21 protein-coding genes are annotated in these 24,115 nt (G+C 54.6%); 9 read left to right on the top strand and 12 right to left on the bottom strand.

What is annotated here, in order from left to right:
- Positions 1–67: 67 nt before the first annotated feature.
- The 4 genes from BM427_RS20030 to BM427_RS20015 form a co-directional block, all read right to left on the bottom strand.
- Positions 68–967 carry a Dyp-type peroxidase gene (locus tag BM427_RS20030; RefSeq protein WP_090124788.1) on the bottom strand — a complete coding sequence of 300 codons (900 nt, stop codon included), beginning with the start codon at positions 965–967 and terminating at the stop codon, positions 68–70.
- Positions 968–1,060: 93 nt separating this feature from the next.
- Positions 1,061–1,636: an RpoE-regulated lipoprotein gene (locus BM427_RS20025; RefSeq protein ID WP_090124785.1), complete on the bottom strand. Its 576-nt coding sequence runs from the start codon at positions 1,634–1,636 to the stop codon at positions 1,061–1,063.
- A 61-nt stretch (positions 1,637–1,697) separates the two neighbouring features.
- Positions 1,698–2,147 (bottom strand): DUF2919 domain-containing protein, encoded by a 450-nt coding sequence (locus tag BM427_RS20020; protein WP_090124782.1) that lies wholly within the window; start codon positions 2,145–2,147, stop codon positions 1,698–1,700.
- Positions 2,134–2,559, bottom strand: a complete 426-nt coding sequence (locus tag BM427_RS20015) for a GNAT family acetyltransferase (protein WP_090124779.1) — start codon at positions 2,557–2,559, stop codon at positions 2,134–2,136. Before BM427_RS20015 ends, BM427_RS20020 begins: the two co-directional genes overlap by 14 nt.
- Before the next feature lie 211 nt (positions 2,560–2,770).
- Between BM427_RS20015 and amiA the strand changes: the two genes are divergently transcribed.
- Both amiA and hemF read left to right on the top strand, forming a co-directional pair.
- Positions 2,771–3,643: an N-acetylmuramoyl-L-alanine amidase AmiA gene (gene amiA, locus BM427_RS20010; protein WP_090124775.1), complete on the top strand. Its 873-nt coding sequence runs from the start codon at positions 2,771–2,773 to the stop codon at positions 3,641–3,643.
- A 2-nt stretch (positions 3,644–3,645) separates the two neighbouring features.
- A complete protein-coding gene (gene hemF / locus BM427_RS20005; protein ID WP_090124772.1) occupies positions 3,646–4,545 on the top strand; it encodes an oxygen-dependent coproporphyrinogen oxidase in 900 nt (299 codons plus the stop codon).
- Positions 4,546–4,632: 87 nt separating this feature from the next.
- Here the strand turns inward: hemF and maeB are convergent, their stop codons facing one another.
- Positions 4,633–6,912, bottom strand: a complete 2,280-nt coding sequence (maeB, locus tag BM427_RS20000) for an NADP-dependent oxaloacetate-decarboxylating malate dehydrogenase (RefSeq protein ID WP_090124768.1) — start codon at positions 6,910–6,912, stop codon at positions 4,633–4,635.
- A 280-nt stretch (positions 6,913–7,192) separates the two neighbouring features.
- Between maeB and tal the strand changes: the two genes are divergently transcribed.
- Both tal and tkt read left to right on the top strand, forming a co-directional pair.
- Positions 7,193–8,143 carry a transaldolase gene (tal, locus tag BM427_RS19995; RefSeq protein ID WP_090124764.1) on the top strand — a complete coding sequence of 317 codons (951 nt, stop codon included), beginning with the start codon at positions 7,193–7,195 and terminating at the stop codon, positions 8,141–8,143.
- Positions 8,144–8,162: 19 nt separating this feature from the next.
- A complete protein-coding gene (tkt, locus tag BM427_RS19990; protein ID WP_090124762.1) occupies positions 8,163–10,157 on the top strand; it encodes a transketolase in 1,995 nt (664 codons plus the stop codon).
- Positions 10,158–10,224: 67 nt separating this feature from the next.
- Here the strand turns inward: tkt and BM427_RS19985 are convergent, their stop codons facing one another.
- The 3 genes from BM427_RS19985 to aegA form a co-directional block, all read right to left on the bottom strand.
- Complete coding sequence (locus BM427_RS19985) at positions 10,225–11,304, bottom strand: DUF1176 domain-containing protein (RefSeq protein WP_090124759.1); 1,080 nt, start codon at positions 11,302–11,304, stop codon at positions 10,225–10,227.
- Positions 11,305–11,427: 123 nt separating this feature from the next.
- Positions 11,428–12,003 carry a GDP-mannose pyrophosphatase NudK gene (nudK, locus tag BM427_RS19980; RefSeq protein ID WP_090124756.1) on the bottom strand — a complete coding sequence of 192 codons (576 nt, stop codon included), beginning with the start codon at positions 12,001–12,003 and terminating at the stop codon, positions 11,428–11,430.
- Positions 12,004–12,070: 67 nt separating this feature from the next.
- Positions 12,071–14,050: a formate-dependent uric acid utilization protein AegA gene (gene aegA / locus BM427_RS19975; RefSeq protein ID WP_090124753.1), complete on the bottom strand. Its 1,980-nt coding sequence runs from the start codon at positions 14,048–14,050 to the stop codon at positions 12,071–12,073.
- 448 nt (positions 14,051–14,498) lie between these two features.
- On the opposite strand from aegA, the gene acrD reads away from it, so the two are divergent.
- Positions 14,499–17,612 carry a multidrug efflux RND transporter permease AcrD gene (gene acrD / locus BM427_RS19970; protein WP_090124750.1) on the top strand — a complete coding sequence of 1,038 codons (3,114 nt, stop codon included), beginning with the start codon at positions 14,499–14,501 and terminating at the stop codon, positions 17,610–17,612.
- Positions 17,613–17,707: 95 nt separating this feature from the next.
- Here the strand turns inward: acrD and ypfM are convergent, their stop codons facing one another.
- On the bottom strand, positions 17,708–17,767 hold the full coding sequence (ypfM, locus tag BM427_RS25520; RefSeq protein WP_100181659.1) for a protein YpfM: 60 nt from the start codon (positions 17,765–17,767) through the stop codon (positions 17,708–17,710).
- Positions 17,768–17,953: 186 nt separating this feature from the next.
- On the opposite strand from ypfM, the gene BM427_RS19965 reads away from it, so the two are divergent.
- From BM427_RS19965 to BM427_RS19945, 4 genes are all read left to right on the top strand, one after another.
- The gene (locus BM427_RS19965; RefSeq protein WP_090124747.1) at positions 17,954–18,391 is read left to right on the top strand and encodes a GNAT family N-acetyltransferase; all 438 of its coding nucleotides are present in this window, start codon (positions 17,954–17,956) and stop codon (positions 18,389–18,391) included.
- 291 nt (positions 18,392–18,682) lie between these two features.
- Positions 18,683–19,039, top strand: a complete 357-nt coding sequence (locus tag BM427_RS19955) for an ArsC family reductase (protein ID WP_090124741.1) — start codon at positions 18,683–18,685, stop codon at positions 19,037–19,039.
- Between the two features lie 3 nt (positions 19,040–19,042).
- Positions 19,043–20,170, top strand: coding sequence for a succinyl-diaminopimelate desuccinylase (gene dapE / locus BM427_RS19950; RefSeq protein ID WP_090124738.1), 1,128 nt, complete (start codon positions 19,043–19,045; stop codon positions 20,168–20,170).
- Between the two features lie 17 nt (positions 20,171–20,187).
- Positions 20,188–20,388: a YpfN family protein gene (locus BM427_RS19945; protein WP_007370882.1), complete on the top strand. Its 201-nt coding sequence runs from the start codon at positions 20,188–20,190 to the stop codon at positions 20,386–20,388.
- A 45-nt stretch (positions 20,389–20,433) separates the two neighbouring features.
- On the opposite strand, the gene ypfH is transcribed toward BM427_RS19945, so the two are convergent.
- The 3 genes from ypfH to ypfJ form a co-directional block, all read right to left on the bottom strand.
- Positions 20,434–21,126, bottom strand: a complete 693-nt coding sequence (gene ypfH / locus BM427_RS19940) for an esterase (RefSeq protein ID WP_090125024.1) — start codon at positions 21,124–21,126, stop codon at positions 20,434–20,436.
- Between the two features lie 76 nt (positions 21,127–21,202).
- Positions 21,203–23,218 carry a tRNA(Met) cytidine acetyltransferase TmcA gene (locus BM427_RS19935; RefSeq protein ID WP_090124735.1) on the bottom strand — a complete coding sequence of 672 codons (2,016 nt, stop codon included), beginning with the start codon at positions 23,216–23,218 and terminating at the stop codon, positions 21,203–21,205.
- Positions 23,219–23,227: 9 nt separating this feature from the next.
- Positions 23,228–24,094 carry a KPN_02809 family neutral zinc metallopeptidase gene (gene ypfJ, locus BM427_RS19930; protein ID WP_090124733.1) on the bottom strand — a complete coding sequence of 289 codons (867 nt, stop codon included), beginning with the start codon at positions 24,092–24,094 and terminating at the stop codon, positions 23,228–23,230.
- Between the last annotated feature and the right edge of the window lie 21 nt (positions 24,095–24,115).

Below are 24,115 nucleotides of genomic sequence, written 5' to 3'. Positions count from 1 at the left end.
ATCATAAAAGAGTATAAGCAGAAAGGAGTATGGCCGGGTCTTCCCGGCCAGGAAGGAAGCGGGATTATTACAACGACAGCAGCTTATCAAGCGACGGCGCAAAATAGTAACCGCCTGTTACCGGATGGGTGAAACGCAGCATGGCATCGCGTTTGCCATCGGTGTCGCCAAACATACTCAGCAATTGCTGTTCAATGTTGTAGAGACGGGCACAGTAAGTACAGAAGTAAAGGCCGTGCGTGCCGCTGGCGGTGCCGTACGGTAAGCTCTGGCGCACAATTTTCAGCCCTTTGCCGTCCTCTTTCAGATCGACACGGGTCAGGTGCGAGGTAACCGGGCGAGCATCGCCGTCAATCTCTTCATTCGCCTCTTTGGTGCGGCCAATCATCATCTCCTGATCGGCAACGCTCATACGGTTGAGTTGCTTCAGATTGTGTTCCCAGCGCTGCACCATCACATACGTGCCGCCTGCATCAACACCATCCTGAATGATCGCGACTTCGCGGCGCTTCTCATCACCCGCCGGGTTTTCCGTACCGTCGACAAAGCCGCTCAGATCGCGCTCTTCCACCCAGCGGAAACCGTGTGTCTCTTCTTTCACGTCGATAGCGTCGCCAAACGCCTCCAGCGCGGCCTGAGCAACGGAGAAATTCACATCGTGGCGCAGGGAAAGAATATGGATCAGCACATCATGTTGCGTGGCAGGAGCCAGACCTTTGCCGTAAGCGGGGAAATCTTTCAGTTCCGCTGCACCTTCCGGCCCGTTCAGTGCGCGCCATGCGTTGTTACCGAAAGCCACCGTCGCCCCCAGTGCCGCATCGGGGAATTTTTGCTGAAAAGTGGCCAGCTTATCGACAAAAACTTTACTGCCCGCACGCAGGGCATCTGTGTCCCCTTTCACGCTGGCCTCAATCCAAATCGCTGCACGACAGTGTTCCGGTAAAATGCCGCTTTGCACTTGAAACATCACGCCTCCTGGAAAAAAACAAGCCACATATGCGTGGCGATAAACGCGCTATTGTACCGTTTTTTCGCTTCGTCGCGGCCCGTTGCGATCAAATTATCGGCGCCATACCAGCTTACTTAATTTCCAGTTTTTCAGCGTGTCATCAGAAGGCATCAACCCTTCTGGGCCGCTCCATTCGCCGGTAAACACATAGCTAATGTGCTGGCTGCCCGACGCTTTACACTCAACGCCAGTATTGTCATCGCCAGTCCCTTTAACACAGTTGCCAAACGCCTTATCAAACACGGCGCTGAAAGGCGTGCCGATTTTCACGCCTTTGTCGGTGGCGATATTACTGTCCAGTACATCAATGCGGCTCACCGCACCATTTTCGCCGTTAACAACCAGCGCCAGTTTGGTATCTTTCATCGCCTCGAAATAGCGGACAATGCGGCCATTTTCCGTTTTCATACCGCTACGCAGATGGTAGTCACCGCTTAACGCATCATTAATGGCCTGCTCATTGAGCGGCGTACTGGCCGTGATTTTGCCGACGCCGTTTTCGCTCATTTCGATCGACGAGCCAAACCAGTTCCATGGATACGCCGCCGACCAGTTTACAGAAGCAAGCGTCGAGCAGCCGGTTAATGCCAGCGGCAGCACACAGATAAAAGTACGTAGGGATTTCATGCACCGTTCCTTTTTTTTCATTTAACGCCAGTTGGAGTCGCTGGCGGGCAAAAAGTGCCGTTCACTCATCTGAGGAATAAAAACAGGCGCGCAGACGGCGGGATGTCGCCAGCCACCAGAGAACAAAGAGGTCAATAATCAGTAGAGAAAGCCCGATACCGGAGAGCGCCTCACCGCTGAACCAGCGTGAGGGCAGCCACAGCACCAGCGCCAATTGTACCAGCAGCAGTAGTGGGTAGATTGCGCGCCAGAAGCGAGGGTGAAGCTCTCGGCGCGCGCTAAGAAAAAAAGCCAGCGCCGCAGGCAGTCCGGGCAATAAGCCCACCCAGAACTGATTATGATCGGGATAAAACAGCGTCAGCAGCGCATCGCCCTGACCACGCGACGCACCTGCCATCACAAATAAAATCCAGGTACGCGCCTGCAACACCAGCACACACCAGAACAAAAAGGGCAGCCGAAGGCGTCCATGCCTGTCGTAGTCGGAAGGTGAAATATCAATACTCTTCATCTTCTATCAAACGTTTTCCTAAGTTAACCGAGTCGCTATGCTCGTAGCCCAACCGCTCATACATGCCGATCACCATATCGTTATCTTCACGTACCATCAGGTTGATTTTCGGGCAGCCACGGGCAATCAGTTTTTTCTCCAGCCGATTGAGCAAGGCATTGGCGATGCCACGGCCGCGAAATTCCGGGTGTACACCGAGATAGTATGCCGAGCCACGATGGCCGTCATACCCCCCCATTACCGTGCCTACCACTTCGCCACTCACTTCCGCCACCAGAAACAGACTGACATCGTGATTCACTTTTCGTTCGATATCCATTTCTGGATCATTCCATGGTCGCAGCAGTTCACAGCGCTCCCACAAGGTGATCACTTCTTCGAAATCGTCCTGGCGAAAAACGCGTATCTCCATGGTATTCCCCGTTTTTTCAACTGTGTAAGTGGTGATTATGGCCCGAAGCAGCGTCTTAGCCAATATCCCGACGCTTTACCGTAGAAATTTGGCATAATGGCACTCTGTCACGTATTGAAATGAAAAGTAAAACAATCGCTCTTGTGGATTGTCGTCATGGCCAGGACGATACGATATAACACCAGGGACCACGGACAAAACATTCAGACGTATGAGCACCTTTAAACCATTAAAAACACTCACCTCGCGTCGCCAGATGCTGAAAGCGGGTTTGGCCGCCCTGACGTTGTCGGGCATGTCTCGTGCTATCGCTAAGGACGAGACGCCACTGAAAACCACCACCGGCCACACTAAGCCGAAGGCAAAAAAAGCCGGGGCACGTCGCATCGTTATGCTCGATCCCGGTCACGGCGGCATTGATACCGGCGCTATTGGCCATAGCGGCTCGGAAGAGAAACATGTGGTACTGGCGATCGCCAAAAATGTCCGCACACAGCTGCGCGCGCAGGGTATTGATGCGCGTCTGACACGTACCGGCGATACCTTTATTCCGCTCTACGATCGGGTCGAGATCGCTCACCAGCACGGCGCGGATCTGTTTATGTCGATTCATGCCGATGGTTTTACCAACCCGAGTGCTGCCGGTGCGTCGGTGTTTGCGCTCTCCAACCGGGGCGCCAGTAGCGCGATGGCGAAATACCTGTCGGATAAAGAAAACGCCGCCGATGAAGTCGCCGGGAAAAAAACCACTGATAAAGACCATTTGCTGCAGCAGGTGCTGTTCGATCTGGTGCAAACTGACACCATCAAAAACAGCCTGACGCTCGGCTCGCATATTCTCAAGCAGATCAAACCAGTCCACCGTCTGCACAGCCGTAATACCGAGCAGGCCGCGTTTGTGGTGCTAAAATCCCCGTCGATCCCATCGGTACTGGTTGAAACTTCCTTTATCACCAATCCAGCAGAGGAGAAGCTGCTCGGCACCACGGCGTTCCGCCAGAAGATTGCCACCGCCATTGCCGACGGTATTCTGAGCTACTTTAGCTGGTTCGATAACCACAAAGCCCATGTGAAGAGACGCTGATAATGACCCCAGAGATAGCGCCAGTAAAAAACGCACTGCTTGCCCTACAGGATAAGATCTGCCGCCAGCTTAGCGACATCGACGGCGCGACGTTTGTTGAAGATGCCTGGCAGCGCGCGGAAGGCGGCGGCGGACGTAGCCGCGTGCTGCGCGACGGCGGCGTATTTGAACAGGCTGGCGTCAATTTTTCCCACGTCCACGGCGATGCGATGCCCGCATCCGCCACGGCACACCGTCCTGAACTGGCGGGTCGCAGCTTCGAAGCGATGGGCGTTTCGCTGGTCGTGCACCCGCATAACCCCTATGTTCCGACCAGCCATGCAAACGTGCGTTTTTTTATTGCGCAGAAACCCGGCGCCGATCCGGTGTGGTGGTTCGGCGGCGGTTTCGATTTAACGCCCTACTATGGTTTTGAAGACGATGCGATCCACTGGCACCGCACCGCCCGCGATATCTGTCTGCCGTTTGGTGAAGCGGTCTATCCGCGCTACAAAAAGTGGTGCGACGACTATTTCTACCTCAAGCACCGCGATGAGCAACGCGGCATCGGCGGGCTTTTTTTTGATGATCTGAACACACCGGATTTTGACCACTGTTTTGCGTTTATGCAGGCCGTCGGCAACGGTTATCTCGACGCCTATTTGCCCATCGTCGAGCGCCGCAAAGCACTGTCTTACGGCGAGCGCGAGCGCGATTTCCAGCTCTATCGTCGTGGCCGCTACGTAGAGTTCAACCTGGTGTGGGATCGCGGAACGCTGTTCGGTTTGCAAACCGGTGGGCGTACAGAGTCGATTTTAATGTCGATGCCGCCGTTAGTACGCTGGGAATACAACTATCAACCCGCCGAAGGCAGCCAGGAAGCGGCCCTCAGCGAGTTTATTAAGGTTAAAGACTGGGTGTGATTTCGGGTTTTGCAGATCGGATAAAGGCTTATGAGCCATCCGGCAAATACTGCCTGATGGCTCCGCCTTATCAAAACCACAACACACTTACAGCGGCTGCGTCTGCGCTTCCACCACCGCCAGCGCGACCATATTGACGATACGCCGTACTGAGGCAATGGGCGTCAGCACATGCACCGGTTTGGCAACCCCCATCAGCACCGGCCCGACAGTCACACCTTCTGAACTGGAGACGCGCAGCAGGTTATAGCTGATTCGCGCGGCTTCAACGTTAGGCATAATCAGGATATTCGCCGCCCCTTTCAGTGGGCTGTCCGGCATCCGCTCATGGCGGATATTCTCATCAAGCGCCGCATCACCATGCATTTCGCCGTCGATCATCAGATCCGGCGAACGCTGACGCACCCGTGTCAGCGTCTCGCGCATTTTTACCGCAGCAGGCGAATTGGAGGAGCCAAACTGCGAATGCGACAACAGCGCTACACGCGGTTCGATACCAAAGCGCCGCACGGTTTCTGCTGCCAGCAAGGTGATCTCTGCCAGTTGTTCGGCGCTCGGATCTTCATTGACATAGGTATCAGCAATAAACGTGTTACCGCTGGGCAGCAACAGCGCATTCATCGCCCCGGCCGCATGCACATTATCGCGGTAACCGAAGATCGCCTGCACTACGCTGAAGTGCTCATGATAATCGCCGATGGTGCCGCAAATCATCGCGTCGGCTTCGCCACGATGCACCATGATCGCGCCGATCACCGTGGTGTTGGCAATCACGGCACGCTGAGCCTGTTCTTGCGTAATTCCCCTGCGCTTCATAATGCTGAAGTATTCCGTCCAGTACTCTTTAAAGCGCGGATCCGACTCGTTATTAACAATCTCAAAATCGACGCCCGGACGAATTTGCAGGCCAAGCTTCTGAATGCGCATCTCAATCACACCCGGTCGCCCGACGAGGATCGGTTTCGCCAACCCCAGCGTGACCAGCTCCTGCGTTGCATGCAGCACGCGCGGCTCTTCGCCTTCGGTTAGCACCACGCGTTTCGGCGCATTGCGGGCCAGGGAGAAAACCGGCTTCATAAACAGGTTCGTTTTGTAGACAAACTCGGTGAGTTTATCGACGTAGGCATCAAAATCGGCGATCGGCCGTGTTGCCACACCGGAAGTCATCGCCGCTTTCGCTACTGCAGGCGCGATTTTGACAATCAGCCGCGGGTCGAAAGGTTTCGGAATCAGATAATCCGGACCAAAACTCAAATCCTGATCGCCATATGCCGAAGCCACGACTTCGCTCTGCTCCGCATGCGCCAGTTCAGCAATAGCATTAACCGCCGCTAGCTTCATCTCTTCGTTGATCGCCGTAGCACCCACATCCAGTGCGCCACGGAAGATAAACGGGAAACAGAGCACGTTGTTTACCTGATTCGGATAATCGGAGCGGCCGGTACAGATAATCGCGTCCGGACGCACCGCTTTCGCCAGATCAGGCAGGATCTCAGGCTCCGGGTTTGCCAGCGCAAGGATCAGCGGTTGCCGCGCCATGCCTTTTACCATCTCCGGCGTCAACACTTTTGGCCCGGAGCAGCCGAGGAAGATATCCGCACCCGCGACCACATCCGCCAGCGTCCGTTTACCGTCATCGTCAACAGCATAGGCTGCTTTGGTCTCGGCCATATTTGGCTCGCGGCCTTTATAAATCACACCTTTTGAATCGCAGACCACAATGTTGTGTTTCTGCATTCCCAGCGCCACCAGCAGGTTCATACAGGCGATAGCCGCCGCCCCCGCCCCTGACACCACCATGCGCACGTCGGAAAGACTCTTCTCCACAACTCGCAAGCCGTTAAGAATGGCAGCAGTGCTGATAATCGCTGTGCCGTGCTGATCGTCATGAAAAACCGGAATATTCATGCGCTCGCGCAGTTTGGCTTCAATATAGAAGCACTCTGGCGCTTTGATATCTTCGAGGTTGATGCCGCCGAACGTCGGTTCCAGCGCGGCAACCACATCGATCAGTTTATCCGGATCTTGCTCATCTACTTCAATATCGAATACGTCGATGCCGGCGAATTTCTTGAACAGAACACCTTTGCCTTCCATCACCGGCTTACCGGCCAGTGCGCCAATATTGCCAAGCCCCAGCACCGCAGTGCCGTTAGAGACCACCGCAACAAGGTTTCCGCGCGCAGTGTATTTGTAGGCCGCCAGCGGATCTTTTTCTATTTCAAGGCAGGGGGCAGCAACGCCAGGCGAGTACGCCAGCGCCAGATCGCGCTGTGTGGCCAGCGGTTTTGTCGGGGAGACCTGTATCTTTCCCGGTCGCGGAAATTCATGGAAGTCGAGGGCACTTTGTTTTAGTTGGTCGTCCATTGGAGGTTCCTTTCACGTTTTGCTTTCAGAGTGATACCGCGTGATGTCTATCCCAATACGCCGCTTAGTATGGCCGCTGTTGCGATGGCAAACTTTGAACATTGCCAAACTCTCACTATACATAAGCAAAATTGTTATCAATTTATCGCATCTTTGTTACATCCCATAAAAAGCAGTCCGGGACGCTTCTGCTATGCTTTTTTGTTATGCATCTCTCATTTTTATCAAAGTGCGAACGGAAGCACTCCAATAACACATTGCTTTTAAAGGAGTTATTTTAATGAATCACTTAGACGGCCTGAAACAATTTACCACCGTAGTGGCAGACAGCGGCGATATCGAATCGATCCGCCACTATCAGCCAGAAGATGCTACGACCAACCCTTCTCTGCTGCTGAAAGCTGCCGGACTGGAGCATTTCTCCCATCTGATTGATGACGCGATTGCCTATGGCAAAGCGCGCGGCAAAACGCAGGAACAGCAAGTCGCAGAAGCCAGCGACAAACTGGCAGTCAATTTCGGTGCGGAAATTCTGAAAAGCATTCCAGGGCGCGTTTCAACCGAGGTAGATGCACGTCTCTCTTACGATAAAGCGAAAAGCATTGCCAAAGCGCACCGCCTGGTTGAACTTTATGAGGAGCAGGGCATTCCGAAATCCCGCATTTTGATCAAACTGGCCTCAACCTGGGAAGGTATTCGCGCGGCAGAGGAACTGGAAAAAGAGGGCATCAACTGTAACCTGACGCTGCTGTTCTCCTTCGCTCAGGCACGCGCCTGCGCCGAAGCCGGGGTGTTTCTGATCTCGCCGTTCGTTGGCCGTATTTACGACTGGTATAACGATCGCAAACCACTCGATCCCTACGTGGTGGATGAGGATCCGGGCGTGAAATCAGTGCGCAATATTTACGATTACTTCAAACAACATCGCTACGAAACCATCGTCATGGGTGCAAGCTTCCGCCGCACGGAACAGATCCTGGCGCTGGCCGGTTGCGATCGCCTGACTATCTCCCCGGCGCTGTTGAAAGAGTTGCAGGGACAAGAAGGGATTGTGGAACGCAAACTGGTTCCTTCACGCCAAACCTTCCACCGCCCGGCCCCCATGACGGAAGCGGAATTCCGCTGGGAACATAACCTGGATCCGATGGCTGTCGACAAACTGGCCGACGGTATCCGTCAGTTCGCCGTCGATCAGCGCAAATTAGAAGATCTGCTGGCCGCCAAACTTTAACTTTGCCAAGGAGTGAACGATGTCCCGTAGAGAGCTTGCTAACGCCATTCGCGCCCTGAGTATGGACGCAGTGCAAAAAGCCAATTCCGGCCACCCTGGCGCACCAATGGGGATGGCGGATATCGCCGAAGTGCTGTGGAATGATTTTCTTAAACATAACCCGACCGATCCCACGTGGTATGACCGCGACCGTTTTATCCTTTCCAACGGTCACGCTTCGATGCTGCTGTATAGCCTGCTGCACTTAAGCGGTTATGATTTGCCGCTCGAAGAACTGAAAAATTTCCGCCAGTTACACTCGAAAACGCCGGGTCACCCGGAAATTGGTTACACACCGGGCGTGGAAACCACTACCGGTCCGCTGGGTCAGGGGCTGGCGAACGCGGTCGGGCTGGCGATTGCCGAACGTACGCTGGCAGCGCAGTTTAACCGCCCCGGCCACGATATCGTCGATCATTACACCTATGTCTTTATGGGCGACGGTTGCCTGATGGAAGGCATCTCCCATGAAGTCTGTTCGCTGGCGGGAACGCTGGGGCTAGGCAAGTTAATTGGTTTCTACGACCACAACGGTATCTCCATTGATGGTGAAACCGAAGGCTGGTTTACCGACGACACTGCCAAACGCTTCGAGGCTTATCACTGGCATGTGATTGGCGATATTGACGGTCACTCTCCGGATGCGGTGAAAAAGGCCATCGAGGAAGCGCAAAGCGTGAAGGATAAGCCGTCGCTGATTATCTGCCGCACGGTGATTGGTTTTGGCTCGCCGAATAAAGCCGGTAAAGAGGAGTCACACGGTGCCGCGCTGGGTGAAGAGGAAGTGGCGCTGACCCGAAAAAAACTGGGCTGGAAATACCCGGCTTTTGAAATCCCTAAAGAGATTTATCAGGCGTGGGATGCCCGCGAACGCGGGGCGAAGCAGCAACAATCATGGAATGAGAAACTGGCGGCCTGGGAGAAAGAGTACCCGGAACTGGCAGCTGAGTTTAAACGCCGCATGAGCGGTGGTTTGCCAGAATCGTGGGAGAAAACCACCCGTGACTGGATCAATAGCTTGCAGGCGAACCCGGCGAAAATCGCCACCCGTAAAGCCTCGCAGAATACGCTGAATACCTATGGTCCGGTACTGCCGGAACTGCTTGGCGGTTCCGCCGATCTGGCACCCAGCAACCTCACTATCTGGTCGGGATCTAAATCGCTGAAAGAAGATCTTGCTGGTAACTACATTCACTATGGTGTGCGTGAATTCGGCATGACTGCCATCGCTAACGGCATTGCTCATCACGGCGGCTTTGTGCCTTATACCGCCACCTTCCTGATGTTTGTCGAATATGCGCGTAACGCGGCGCGCATGGCTGCGCTGATGAAGGCCCGGCAGATTATGGTCTACACCCATGACTCTATCGGTCTGGGGGAAGATGGCCCGACGCATCAGGCCGTTGAACAGCTTGCGAGCCTGCGTTTAACGCCGAACTTCAGCACCTGGCGGCCGTGCGATCAGGTAGAAGCTGCAGTCGGCTGGAAGCTAGCCATCGAGCGCCATAATGGCCCGACAGCGCTGATTTTATCGCGCCAAAACCTGACGCAAATGGAGAGAACGCCGGAACAGGTGCAGGCCATCAGCCGAGGTGGCTACATTCTCAAAGAAAGCAGCGGGAAACCGGATCTGATCCTGATTGCCACCGGTTCAGAAATGGAAATCACCGTCAAAGCCGCAGAGCAACTGAGCGCCGAGGGCGTAAATGTGCGCGTGGTTTCGCTGCCTTCAACGGATATCTTTGATGCCCAGGATGAAGCATGGCGCGAAGCGGTACTGCCGTCGGACGTCAGCGCGCGCGTAGCAGTGGAAGCCGGGATCGCCGACTACTGGTACAAATATGTCGGCCTGAAAGGGGCGATTGTCGGCATGACCCGCTACGGTGAATCCGCGCCAGCGGAAAAACTGTTCCCGTACTTTGGCTTTACCGTCGAAAACGTGGTGGCGAAAGCTAAAGCAGTGCTGAAAAAATAAGTGTGCGGCGCGCCAGCTTGTCTCGGCTGGCGCGCCCTTTATTTCACCACCCGTCGCGGTGTCAGCTTCACTTCCTTGCCAATAAAGTACCCCAGGGGATTTCCTGGCGCGTCACCCACAGCGTGGGCCACGCCTCAGGGCCATGCCAGCCATCGCAGGCCGGTTCCTGAGCGTAACGTACCAGGCGAAAACGTTGGCCATCAAAACGCCAGCGGCTCGACACGCCGCAATCCAGCAAACCACGGCCTTTCGACAATGTATTCAGCTCGCTGCTTTTCTCATCAAACACCGCGTTCATCAGCTCCATCTCATCATTGCCATTATCCGGCGTAAACGGCAGATGCAGGCGCACAGGCCGTGAGACGAACGGTTTCTGCCGCGACACTAACCACGCCAGATCAACAATGTTATATGCACCCGCTTCACAGTCGATCATCAGCAACGCTTTGTCGTCGGTGAGCGCCGAGACGCGAACCTGGCGGCGCATCGGATCCAACGAACATGGGCTGTTGTTCATGCGCCAGTTGCCGTAATCCAGCAAATCATTCAGTTCTGCAAGGGTCAGTGGCGTCGGTCTCTCATTAGTCTGAGCCACCGCTTTCAATGCAGGCACTGGCGGCACGCTAAGCGACGGAGCATCACCTTTTTTAATCCACGCCGTTTCGCTGCCGACACGTTTTTGCTGCGAATCAATGAACAGCAGTGCGGCTTTCAGCCCCACCAGCGAAATCGTCCTTTTACTGCCCTGTAAGGTAATGGTCTGCCCTTCCTGGATGGTTTGCAGAAAACGGGCGATGGTTTCGCTGTCACTGGTCATCAGATGCCAGGGCATGATTTGCCAGCGCGCTCCGGCCAGCATTAACGGTTGTTCGTCAAGCTGCAGGCGGCCAGCGATGGGTGGCTCTTTGGACACAGACACATTAAGGCCGCCAAGCTCGATACGCAGCGTCGCAGCGGTTCGCGCACCGGCGCTACGCTCTAATGTCATCACCAGGCCATTGTGTTCGCCGGTATTACGCGCAACACAGAAATTCTGGTTATTGCAGGTCACCTGCCAGTCGGAGAAAGCGTGTTGTGCAGGCGCAGCCCATAGCAACGGCGCAGAGAAAAGCCCGAACAGCAGAGTGAAAATGCCGCGATAACGCATGAATGGTACAACCCCGGAACAAGAAATGCAGAACCTGCGTATCTTCAATCTCCGGCTTCGCTTGCTCAATCGGATTTATCGGATAGCTTCATCTGAAATCGCCCACCATTAACCCTTTAAAATTCAGTCCATTAACCCGGATAATTTTAGGTACTGCAATAAAATCACCGCCTTGCCATCGCGAATCTCGCCGCTGGTGACCATTTCCAGCGCCAGGCTGAATGGGAATTCCAGCACTTCAATATCTTCGTCTTCCACGCCGCCGCCGTTATTAACCCGCTGCGCATCGCCATATTCAGCAATAAAAAAATGCACCAACTCAGTCACGCCGCCCGGCGACATATAGAGTTCGAAGACTTTACGCACCTCACCGACCTGATAACCAGTCTCTTCAATCGCCTCTTTGCGGATACAGACTTCCGGTTCATCGTCATCCAGCAAACCGGCGCAGCTCTCAATCAGACGGCCATCCTCATTGCCGTTTACCCAGGTCGCAACCCGGAACTGGCGGATCAGCAGGACGCTCTTTTTATCGCGGTTATACAGCAGGATCGTTGCGCCATTGCCTCGGTCATAAACTTCGCGTTTATGGCGGATGACGTCGCCGTTGCTACGGGTCAGTTCATAGGTGATATTGCGCAGAACAAAGTAGTTTTCAGAAAGGATTTTATCTTTGATGACGTTAATTTTCAGTGACATACAGGCTCCATGGCGCTAACACTTATCGTTATAGTATGCCGAAGAGCCTGTTTTGTCGCGCCAGGTGTTAATGCTTATCCGGCGTTTTTACCCCTAACCAGTCCAGCATGCCTTGCGCGGCATGTCGCCCTTCTGCCATCGCTGTCACCACCAAATCGGCGCCGCGCACAGCATCGCCACCCGCGAAAATTTTCGGGTTACTGGTCTGGTAACGGTACGGGCTGTTAACACTGGCGGCAATGCGGCCCCACTCATCCATGCGCACCCCCTGACGCTCCAGCCACGGCATGGAATGGGGGTTAAAACCAAACGCCATAATTACCGCATCGGCAGGCATGACAAACTCGCTGCCCGCAATCGGCACCGGGCGACGACGCCCTTTCGCATCCGGTTCGCCCAGTTGCGTTCGCAACAGAAGAATGCCGCAAACCTTGCCGCTTTCATCCAATTCCACGTTCACGGGTTGCACATTAAATTCGAATTCTGCCCCCTCATCACGGGCGTTTTTCACCTCTTTCTTCGAACCGGGCATATTGGCTTCATCGCGTCGATACGCGCAGGTCACTTTACGTGCACCATGACGCAGCGCCGTGCGCACGCAGTCCATCGCTGTATCGCCGCCGCCCAGCACCACCACATTCAGGCCTTCCGTATTGATAAACGGTTCTTGCGGAATTTCCGGCAGCCCCATCAGTTTTTTCGTATTGGCAATCAAAAACGGCAGCGCATCATACACGCCAGGCGCATCGTCGTTCGGCAGATTGGCCTGCATTGAACGGTACGTACCCACGCCGATAAACACCGCATCGTAATCACGCAGCAGCGTATCCAGTGCGATATCTTTGCCGATTTCGCAGTTCAGTTCGAAACGGATGCCCATTGCGCTGAAGATTTCCCGGCGGCGCGCCAGCAGCGATTTATCCAGCTTGAAGGAGGGAATACCAAACGTCAGCAGACCGCCGATTTCGGGGTGCCGATCAAATACAGTCGCGCTAACGCCATGACGCGCCAGCACATCCGCACAGGCCAGCCCGGCAGGACCGGCGCCAATAATAGCGATGCGTTTATCCACTGACTGCACCTGGCCTAAATCCGGCCGCCAACCCTGCGCCAGCGCCCGATCGGAAATGTAACGCTCGATATTACCGATGGTCACCGCGCCATACTCATCGCGCACCGTGCAGGCACCTTCACATAGACGATCCTGCGGACAGACGCGGCCAGTGATCTCCGGCAGGCAGTTGGTTTGATGGGAAAGTTCAACGGCGGAGACAATGTCGCCCTCTTTCACCCGCGCAACCCACTGCGGAATATGGTTGTGCAGCGGGCAGGTCCATTCGCAGATGCTGTGTTCACCGCAGCTCAGACAACGTTGCGCTTCCCGCTGCGCCTGGTCAGTACGAAACGGCAGGTAGATTTCATCAAAGCCGCACTTGCGTGCCGCCAGTGGCAGTTTATCCGGCTCTCCGCGCGCGGGCGTTTTACGCATCTGCAGCACCTTGCGATCGTCAAAAGCGGGTGTCAGCACCTCGACGCTGTGCCACGGCTGAGCTTCATGGCTTGCCGTTCGCAGACGGCGTGTTTTTGCCAGATGCGCCAGCACGTCGCTATTAACCAGTTGCAGCGCATCTGCCGGACAATTTTGCGCGCAGGCCGGACCTTCAGCGCGACCTACGCAGAGATCGCATTTGTGCGCTGTCGCTTTTACGTGGTCTTCGCCAACGGGCGTGACCAGCACTTGCATGGTGCCGAACGGACAGGCGACGACGCACGATTTGCAGCCAATACATTTCTGCTGGTTAACCTGTACCGAATCATCGACGCGGCTAATAGCGCCATTCGGGCAACTTCGGGCACAGGGCGCAGCTTCACAGTGATGGCAGGTCACCGCGCTGCACTGCTGCTGATGTTTAATAACCGTAATTCGCGGATGAAATTGTTCGGGACTTAATACATGTTGCTCATCGTTATGCGCCATTACGCAGGCAACTTCACAGGCACGACATCCTATACATTCCTGGCTCTTCGCCATAATAAAACGATTCATGGCAACCTTCTTTTTATTTAATATGTTTAACCCTGGTTTTAATCAGGCATTTTATTTACCGGGAGTCTCAGAGACAGGCAATGTTCAATTGTCCAGGAAGGTTATCTATTTGTCACGAACTTGTAGCAGATCAATTTCCTGACGCATTTGGGAACAAACGTCTCCCTTAGACAGGGCTAAAAGGGCTTCATGCGGTGTGTGCTTTAAGCAGATGTTTTTTTGCCGCCAATAGCGCAAATAATCAATAACTGTAAAAAAACGTCTTTAAACTGACGAATCGGCAGGGGAAAGTTTGGGTTAAAAAAGGTTGTGCATAAATACCCCTTAAACGGGCGTGATAATTTACATTATCTCCTTTTTTTCTCCACGATTGATTTCTGCATTGCCGCTACATTGATGCAAGCAATGTGACTATAACGATACGCAGCGATATGAGGTTCTCTTTCTGATGGCGAATTTTTTTATTGATCGCCCCATTTTTGCGTGGGTACTGGCGATCCTGCTTTGTCTTACGGGGACACTTGCCATTATCTCTTTACCCGTCGAGCAATATCCTGATTTAGCACCACCGACCGTGCGTATTACTGCCAACTACCCAGGTGCTTCGGCGCAAACGCTGGAAAATACCGTCACCCAGGTTATCGAGCAAAATATGACTGGCCTCGATAATCTGATGTATATGTCATCGCAAAGTAGCGCAGTTGGCCAGGCGACGGTAACGCTGAACTTTAGTGCCGGAACCAACCCGGATGAAGCCGTGCAGCAGGTGCAAAACCAGTTACAGTCCGCACTGCGTAAGCTACCGCAAGATGTACAGAATCAGGGCGTAACGGTGCGTAAAACCGGTGATACTAACATCCTGACCCTCGCCTTCGTGTCCACCGACGGATCGATGGATAAGCAGGATATCGCCGATTATGTCGCCAGTAATATTCAGGACCCTATCAGCCGAGTCAACGGCGTCGGCGATATTGATGCGTACGGTTCGCAATATTCGATGCGCATCTGGCTCGACCCGGCAAAACTTAACAGTTATCAGCTCACCGCATCCGACGTTACCAAAGCCATTTCGTCGCAGAACGCGCAGATCGCGGTCGGCCAGCTTGGCGGGACACCTTCCGTTGACCGACAGGCACTTAACGCCACCATCAATTCGCAGTCACTGTTACAAACGCCAGAGCAGTTTCGCAATATCACGCTGCGTGTTAACCAGGATGGCTCCGAAGTACGGCTTGCTGATGTGGCAACGGTGGAACTGGGCGCAGAAAAATATGATTACCTGAGCCGCTTTAATGGTAAAGCCGCCTCCGGTCTGGGGGTGAAACTGGCGTCCGGCGCCAACGAAATGCAGACTGCCGAGCAGGTGATCAACCGGCTTAACGAGCTGGCACCCTTTTTCCCGCATGGTCTGGAATATAAAGTCGCTTATGAAACCACTTCGTTTGTAAAAGCATCCATTACCGATGTGGTGAAAACCCTGCTGGAAGCGATCTTACTGGTATTCCTTGTGATGTATCTGTTCCTGCAAAACTTCCGGGCCACCCTGATCCCCACCATTGCCGTACCGGTCGTATTGCTCGGTACGTTCGCGGTGCTTTACTCCTTCGGCTACAGTATCAACACCCTGACCATGTTCGCCATGGTACTGGCCATCGGTCTGTTGGTGGACGATGCGATTGTGGTGGTCGAGAACGTCGAACGCATCATGACCGAAGAAGGTCTTTCGCCCAGGGAAGCGACGCGCAAATCGATGAGCCAGATTCAGGGGGCGCTGGTCGGGATTGCGATGGTGCTATCGGCGGTGTTTGTGCCGATGGCTTTCTTTGGCGGCACCACGGGCGCTATCTACCGTCAGTTCTCCATCACCATTGTGTCGGCGATGGTGCTGTCAGTGCTGGTGGCGATGATCCTCACCCCGGCGCTGTGTTCGACGCTGCTGAAGCCACTGCACAAAGGCGAGTTGCACGGGCAGAAAGGGTTCTTCGGCGCATTTAACCGTATTTTCGACCGTAATGCGCATCGCTATGAGACGGTAGTTGGGAAAATCCTCCACCGCAGCCTGCGCTGTATTGTGCTCTATGTGCTGCTGATTGGCGGTATGGTGTTCCTCTTCCTGCGCCTGCCCACTTCGTTTCTGCCGCTGGAAGATAGCGGGATGTTCACCACTTCCGTGCAATTGCCGAGCGGTTCAACGCAGCAACAGACACTGAAAGTGGTGCAAAAAGTCGAAGATTACTTTTTCACCCATGAAAAAGAGAATGTCGAATCGGTCTTCTCTACCGTTGGTGCCGGTCCTGGGGGGAACGGGCAAAACGTTGCGCGTCTCTTTATCCGCCTGAAAGACTGGGATGTGCGTAACCCGACAACCGGTAGCGCCGCCGCCATTATTGAACGTGCCACCAAAGCTTTTAACCGCATTAATGACGCCCGCATCTTTGCCAGCAGCCCGCCAGCCATCAGCGGGATGGGCAGTTCCGCCGGTTTTGATATGGAGTTGCAGGATCACGCCGGAGCGGGTCACGATGCGCTGATGGCGGCGCGTGACAGGTTGTTGGAGATGGCGGCGAAAGATCCGGCGCTAACCCGCGTTCGCCATAACGGCCTCGACGACAGCGCACAGTTGCAAATTGATATCGATCAGCACAAAGCGCAGGCGCTGGGCGTGTCGATTGATGATATCAACGACACGCTGCAAACAGCCTGGGGTTCCAGCTATGTCAATGACTTTATGGATCGCGGCCGCGTGAAGAAAGTCTACGTACAGGCCGCCGCGAAATACCGCATGTTACCGGACGATATCAATCTCTGGTATGTACGTAACAACGCCGGAACGATGGTGCCCTTCTCAGCCTTTGCCACTTCCCGCTGGGAAACCGGTTCGCCACGCCTCGAACGTTACAACGGCTATGCCGCGCTGGAGATTATTGGGGAGGCTGCTCCCGGCGTCAGTACCGGTACGGCAATGGATGTGATGGAGAAACTGGTCAAACAGTTGCCGAACGGTTTTGGGCTGGAGTGGACGGCGATGTCCTATCAGGAACGGCTCTCCGGCGCACAGGCACCTGCGCTATATGCTGTGTCGCTGCTGGTGGTGTTCCTGTGTCTGGCGGCACTGTATGAGAGCTGGTCGGTGCCGTTCTCGGTAATGCTGGTCGTGCCGCTCGGTGTGATCGGCGCGCTGCTGGCGACCTGGTTGCGCGGTCTGGAAAACGATGTTTATTTCCAGGTCGGTCTGCTAACGGTTATCGGTCTGTCGGCAAAGAACGCCATTCTGATTGTTGAATTTGCCAACGACATGAATGCGAAAGGTGAAGATCTGCTGGTTTCAACACTACATGCCTGCCGCCAGCGTCTACGTCCTATTTTGATGACGTCACTGGCCTTTGTCTTCGGCGTACTGCCGATGGCGACCAGTACCGGGGCTGGCTCCGGCAGCCAGCATGCGGTCGGTACAGGCGTTATCGGCGGGATGCTTTCCGCCACCATCCTGGCCATCTTCTTCGTACCGCTGTTCTTTGTGCTGGTGCGTCGCCGCTTCCCGCTGAAAGAGCGCGCGCAATAAGGCCAACAAAAAGGCGGCTCGGGAGAGTCGCCTTTTTTATGTGATAGGTCACATTTTATTTTTGAGCCATCACCGCTTAACGATTTGTCAGGAAATTATTTACGAAGCATGCCTTCGATAAAATCTTTCCAGTTCCCCAGTTCATGTTCAATCATAACAACCTCTCTTATTATTGCCGCCATTCTACTAAACGCCCCGATGACTGTGAAGGTATTTTCAACGATTGCTTCACTCATCATTAGCAGGGTATTTTTAATGGAGCTGTAATAACTATGCGCCAGACATTCGCTCTTTACTGTGAGTGATAGCAATATTCCACAAGCGTTATAAGGATAAATAAAATGGCGATCACATTGTACGATAAATCCGCAATTGAAAATGTTGACTGGCAGGTCGTAACAGCACTGCTCGCCGCAGGTGGGCTCAACCAGCGCGACCCGATATTAGTCGAACAGGCATGGCGTAACAGCACCTTCTGTTGGTTCGGTTACCATGAGGACAAACTTGTCGCCACGGCGCGGGCCATCAGCGATCTGACATGGGCCAGCTATGCGGCGGATATTGTTGTTGCGCCTGAAATGCAGGGTCGCGGTTATGGTAAGCAGTTGATGATCACTGTTGTTAAAACTTTATTGCCCTTCGGCAAAACATTTATATATTCAGTTCCGGAAAAGACAGGATTTTATCAACAATATGGCTTCCGTTTTTTAACCACTGGAATGGTATGTGCAACATCTGAAAGTTTATTAAAATTGGAACAAAGCGGTTACATTCGTTAAAAACATATTAGCAGAAGAATGCTGTTTTAATTATACCCGTCATACTTCAAGCTGCATGTGCGTTGGCTTTTTTATTCGGCTCATCCCTGAGCCTTACCCCTTCGGGGCCGCTGCTTACAGCGTTCAAATCTGCTCCCGGCAGATTTGTCGTTCACCCCGGTCACTTACTGAAGTAAGCTCTTGGGGATTCACTGCGTCGCCGCCTTCCTGCAACTCGAATTATTTAGGGTATAAATCTCGTTATTCTAATTTCTTGTACAAACTTACAAAAATGAGACAAAAGGATTCACCATGATCACAATGTACGGCATTAAAAATTGCGACACCATCAAAAAAGCACACCGCTGGCTGGAAGCGAACCAAGTGGAGTATCGCTTTCATGATTACCGTGCTGATGGTCTTGATGCCCAATTATTACGTACATTTATTGATGAACTTGGCTGGGAAGCTCTGCTGAATACCCGCGGTACTACCTGGCGTAAGCTGGATGAAAGCCTGCGCGCCACCATTACCAACGCGGATACTGCCGCCGCGCTGATGCTCGAAATGCCGTCAATCATCAAACGCCCATTGCTCTGCGCGCCGGGTAAGCCTATGCTGCTGGGTTTCAATGAATCCAGTTATGAGAAGTTTATCAACGAGGTGTAGTTTATGTCGTGCCCGGTTATTGAGCTGACACAGCAGCTTATTCGTCGCCCTTCTCTGAGTCCAAATGATGAAGGTTGCCAGGCGTTAATGATTGAACGTCTGCGTGCCATCGGTTTTACCATTGAGCCGATGAATTTTGGCGACACGCTTAACTTCTGGGCATGGCGCGGCCAGGGAGAGACGCTGGCGTTCGCCGGGCATACCGATGTGGTGCCTGCCGGTGATGCCGGGCGCTGGATCAATCCGCCGTTTGAACCGACTATTCGCGACGGCATGCTATTTGGCCGTGGCGCGGCAGACATGAAAGGTTCACTGGCCGCGATGGTGGTAGCCGCAGAACGTTTTGTCGCACAACATCCGCAGCATAAAGGGCGCCTTGCCTTTCTGATCACTTCTGATGAGGAAGCCAGCGCCACCAACGGTACGGTAAAAGTGGTTGAGGCACTGATGGCGCGTGACGAACGTCTTGATTATTGCCTGGTCGGAGAACCCTCAAGTTCGGAAGTGGTTGGCGACGTGGTGAAAAACGGTCGTCGCGGCTCACTGACCTGCAACCTGACAATTCACGGTGTGCAGGGCCATGTGGCTTACCCGCATCTGGCCGATAACCCGGTACATCGCGCTGTGCCAATGCTCAACGAACTGGTGGCGATTGAGTGGGATCGTGGCAACGAATACTTCCCGCCGACCAGTATGCAGATAGCCAATATCAAAGCAGGCACCGGCAGCAATAACGTCATTCCTGGCGATCTGTTTGTACAGTTTAACTTCCGCTTCAGCACCGAACTGACCGACGAGATGATTAAAGCACAGGTACAGGCACTGCTGGAAAAACATCAACTGCGCTACACAGTGGAGTGGTGGCTTTCCGGGCAACCCTTCCTGACCGGACGCGGCAAGCTGGTCGATGCGGTGGTTAACGCTATCGAGCACTATAATGAGATAAGACCGCAACTGCTAACCACAGGCGGCACGTCCGATGGGCGTTTTATCGCACGTATGGGCGCTCAGGTCGTTGAACTGGGGCCGGTGAACGCAACCATTCATAAAATTAACGAGTGTGTCAATGCGGCGGATTTACAACTGCTTGCCCGCATGTATCAACGCATTATGGAACAACTTATTGCCTGACGGGTCTGGAGGATTGCATGGACTGGCTTGCTAAATATTGGTGGATTCTGGTGCTGGTGTTTTTACTCGGCGTACTGCTGAACGTGATCAAAGATCTTAACCGCGTCGATCACAAAAAATTCCTTGCCAATAAACCCGATCTGCCGCCGCATCGTGATTTCAACGACAAGTGGGATGACGATGATGACTGGCCGAACAAAGACCAGCCGAAAAAGTAACCCCCCAACAACGCATTCACCCCCTGACGGGGGTGAATTTCGCTTTTACAGCAATTCAATAATATCGTCATCATTCGGCTTGCCACCGCTCAGCGCTTCGTCAAAGTAGTGTTTCGGCACGGTGTAACGCAGATGGTTTAACGCCAGTTCGATACTGCGATCGTCAATCGCATGGCCTAAATCATCGACAATATCCAGCGTCACATCACCGCCAAGATTCAGCAGTGCTTCTTGTGCGTTTACCGCCCACGCAAGGTCGATCACCCGATCTTCGCCACCGTGAATAAGATGGATCGTCTGGGCGCTGACCGCATTGTCCGGCAGGCTGGCGTAACGACCGTTAAAAGCAATCACCCGTGATGCCAGATCCGACTGCGCCTTCATCCCTTCCAGCGCCATAATTGCGCCCTGCGAGAAACCAATAAGCGCCGTCGCCAGCGGACTCACGCCGCTCTGCTGCTGCCAGAAACGTACAATGTCGATAAACTGTGGCATCACCGCATCCACGCGCTGCTGGCGATTCTCTTCCGTCACGCCATCAACAGAGAACCATTGGCGCCCTGCGCCTGCGGCTTCAATCCCGCCAATGCTGACAATCAGCGCATCGGGGAAGTGCGGAACAAACCAGCTGCCAATTTCGCCCATGGAGACCGGATTATCGCCAACACCATGGAACAACAGCAGGAGCTGTTTAGCCGGGGCAAGTGGGCTTTGCACAACAAAATGGTCATGTTTCATAATGGTCTCCTTAATCGTTGAGTGCAGTTTACGCCCGGCAATAATAATGACCATGCCATTTAACTGAATGAGATAGTTAAAAAAACTGCATTTTCTGCACCCGTTCTTTCAGGGTAAGCGAACGTCGTGCATCAAGTTGTTGTAGCGCCTGTGCAGCTTCACTGCGCTGCTGTGCCAGCAACGCCTTGCGCCCGTGCAGCGAAAGACGCAGGCACATGGTCTGCTCGTCCTCACCGTCTGAAAGCTGCCCTCGCAGAGCCATCAACGGTAATGCGCTGTGTTGCAGCAACCGGGATAACGCGCCGATGGCCGCAGAGAGCGGACGATGAGCAAAAGCAAACCCGGCCAGCTCCTGCCAGTCCTCTTCATTAAGGGTAGACGCCTGCACGACGGGAAAGGACAACTTTTCCTCGCGCCAGGGCGCAAGCCAGGGAAGATCGCGCGCCAGGCGCCGCTGTTCACGTTCCGCCAGTACCTGACCTGACGTCGTCAGGGGCAATAGGGCCATCGCCGTATAACAGCCACTACTGGCTTCCCGGTGGCTACCCAGGCGTACCAGCACAAACCCACAACGCTCCCAGAAACGCCACAGAGCGGGCGTAAAACCAAAACTAACCGACAGATAATCACAGCCATTAGCTTGTGCCTGTGCACGGGCAATCAGCGCCCGACCAATGCCTTCACGCTGGCAACCGGGATGCACGGCGATACGGCTGACGCGCAGCCCACACAGCGTGGCGGCAAGCGGGTTTCCGCCATGTGCTGCCAGCGATTGCGCCACCAGGTTGCCACGTGGGCGGCGAAAACCGGCCCACACCGCCTGGCTCAGCGCCGGGCTTAATCCGCCCTCTTTCACCAGCCAGAGTGCAGCAGCCACGCTTTGCGCCTTTTGCGCCAGCCAGAAATGTTGCCCTGGCGCATCCATCATGCGTCGCAGATCGAGCGGCGAAGTGCGGTAGTGTGCGCTCGCCAGCAGACGGTACAACGCTGCAGGTCGTGAGGGCGTTCTCTGCCACGCATCTTGCGCCAGCGGCAGTATTGTCACCTCGCCTGCGGGTACCTCGCCAATCTGTACATCATCAAACAGCAGCAGGTTTTCAATTACCTGCTCAAGCGGGCAACCTGGTGCCCAGCGCAACGGCGTGTTCAGAGCATCGAATTGCAGATGGGGGAACCCGGCGCAGAATTTCAGCAGAAACCCCTGCCCGGTGCCTTCATATCCCTGAACCGTAGTGGTGAGCAGAACGTACTGAAAGGCCGAGACAAGCCTATGCAGCAAAGGGCCGGGGATCGCCGCTGCTTCATCCACTACCAGCCAGCCTGGCTGCCTGCCGCTGTGCGCAATCCGCTGTGCCAGCGCATCCGGCGCCATAAAGTCAAAATGTTCTCCGGCGTAAGCCGCCAGCACATCCGTGGCGGCGCGCGCAGGTGCGGTTACCGTGGCGGGAGACGACAGCCGCGCAATGTGCATACCCGCCAGCGCCGATTTCCCTCTTCCACGCGGCGCAGTGACCACCATTACGCCAGGCGGCATTACCTGTAATCGTGAGAGGATCCGCGCCTGTTCCTGCGCGGGTGCCCCGGTTGCGGGATGCCAGTCGGCACGCGGTATTTCAGGGGGGAAAGTGAAGGGTTGATCTTCGCGCCAGATCAGCACCTGGCTGTCAGCCTGTACAGTTCGACAAAAATGCCCGACAAAAACCGGTACCGGAATAGGATCAATGGTATCGCTCCAGCGCGCGCTGTCAGCATCCGACTGTTGCGGCCATACGCTGAAGGGCGGCGTCAACAACACCAGCCAGCTACCGGCAGTTAATGTCCCGGCGAGCGCGGCAAAAGCGGCGACATCAAACCCCGTGCGGGCGTCAAACACCGCATGGTGAAACTCGCGCCCCAGCAGCGTCGTCAGTGCGCGGGGTGCGCAGCGCTGCGGCCAGGATGCAACTTCGCCCACCCACAGCCAGTCTCCGGGAAGCTTCTCGCGCAACGTACTGGCCTGTGCTTCACACCAGCCCGGCGAGCCACTGACCACCAGCAAGCGGCGAATGCCCTGCCGCGCCATCTGTACGCTCAATTCAGAAAACAGTGACATAGCAGAAGGTCAAAGGCGTCCGCTGAAGGTGTCGCACTGCGTAGGATCGCCGCTGTCCATACCGCGTTTAAACCAGGTGTAACGCTGTGCGGAAGTCCCGTGGGTGAAGGTCTCCGGGAACACCGCGCCCTGACTGCGCTGCTGCAACCGATCGTCGCCTATCGCCTGCGCGGCATTCAACGCATCTTCCAGATCGCCCGCTTCCAGCACGCCTTGCTGCTGCATACTGTGCCCCCAGACGCCCGCATAGCAATCAGCCTGAAGCTCCATGCGTACTGAGAGTGCATTGGCCTCTTTTTGCGTCGCATTCTGTTGCAGGCGGCGAACTTTGGCCTCTGTTCCCAGAACCTTCTGTACGTGATGCCCCACTTCATGCGCAATAACGTAGCCCTGGGCAAAATCGCCGCCCGCGCCGAGTTTATTTTTCATCTCGTCATAAAAGGAGAGATCAATGTAGACTTTGCTGTCTGCCGGGCAGTAGAACGGCCCCATGATCGATTGCCCTGTGCCGCAGCCAGTGTTGGTATGGTTACGGTACATAACCAGCTTAGGTTGCGGATAGTTGCGCCCCATCTTTTGGAAAATTTCGCCCCAGGTCTCTTCCGTCGAAGCAAAAATCACGCTGGTGAAGCGTGCGGATTCATCTTCCTGCGGGCTGATACTCCGTTGCTGCTGCGAAGCGGTAGTGATCGGCTGCCCGGTGAGCAAGCCTGTCAGATCAACGCCATAATAGCTGGCCACCATCACCAAAAACAGCAGGATCAGCCCCCCTTTGCCACCTGGCAGGCGAAACCCCGGACCGCGCATTGACGGCCCGCCCGACTCATTGCGCCGGTCCTCTACATTGCTACTTTCTCGACGCCCTTGCCAGCGCATAACTTACTCCCTATGCCAATG

Origin of the sequence: Kosakonia arachidis, assembly GCF_900116535.1 — a bacterium.
GTDB classification, from domain to species: Bacteria; Pseudomonadota; Gammaproteobacteria; order Enterobacterales; family Enterobacteriaceae; genus Kosakonia; species Kosakonia arachidis.
This window is presented reverse-complemented; position numbering and strand designations above follow the sequence as displayed.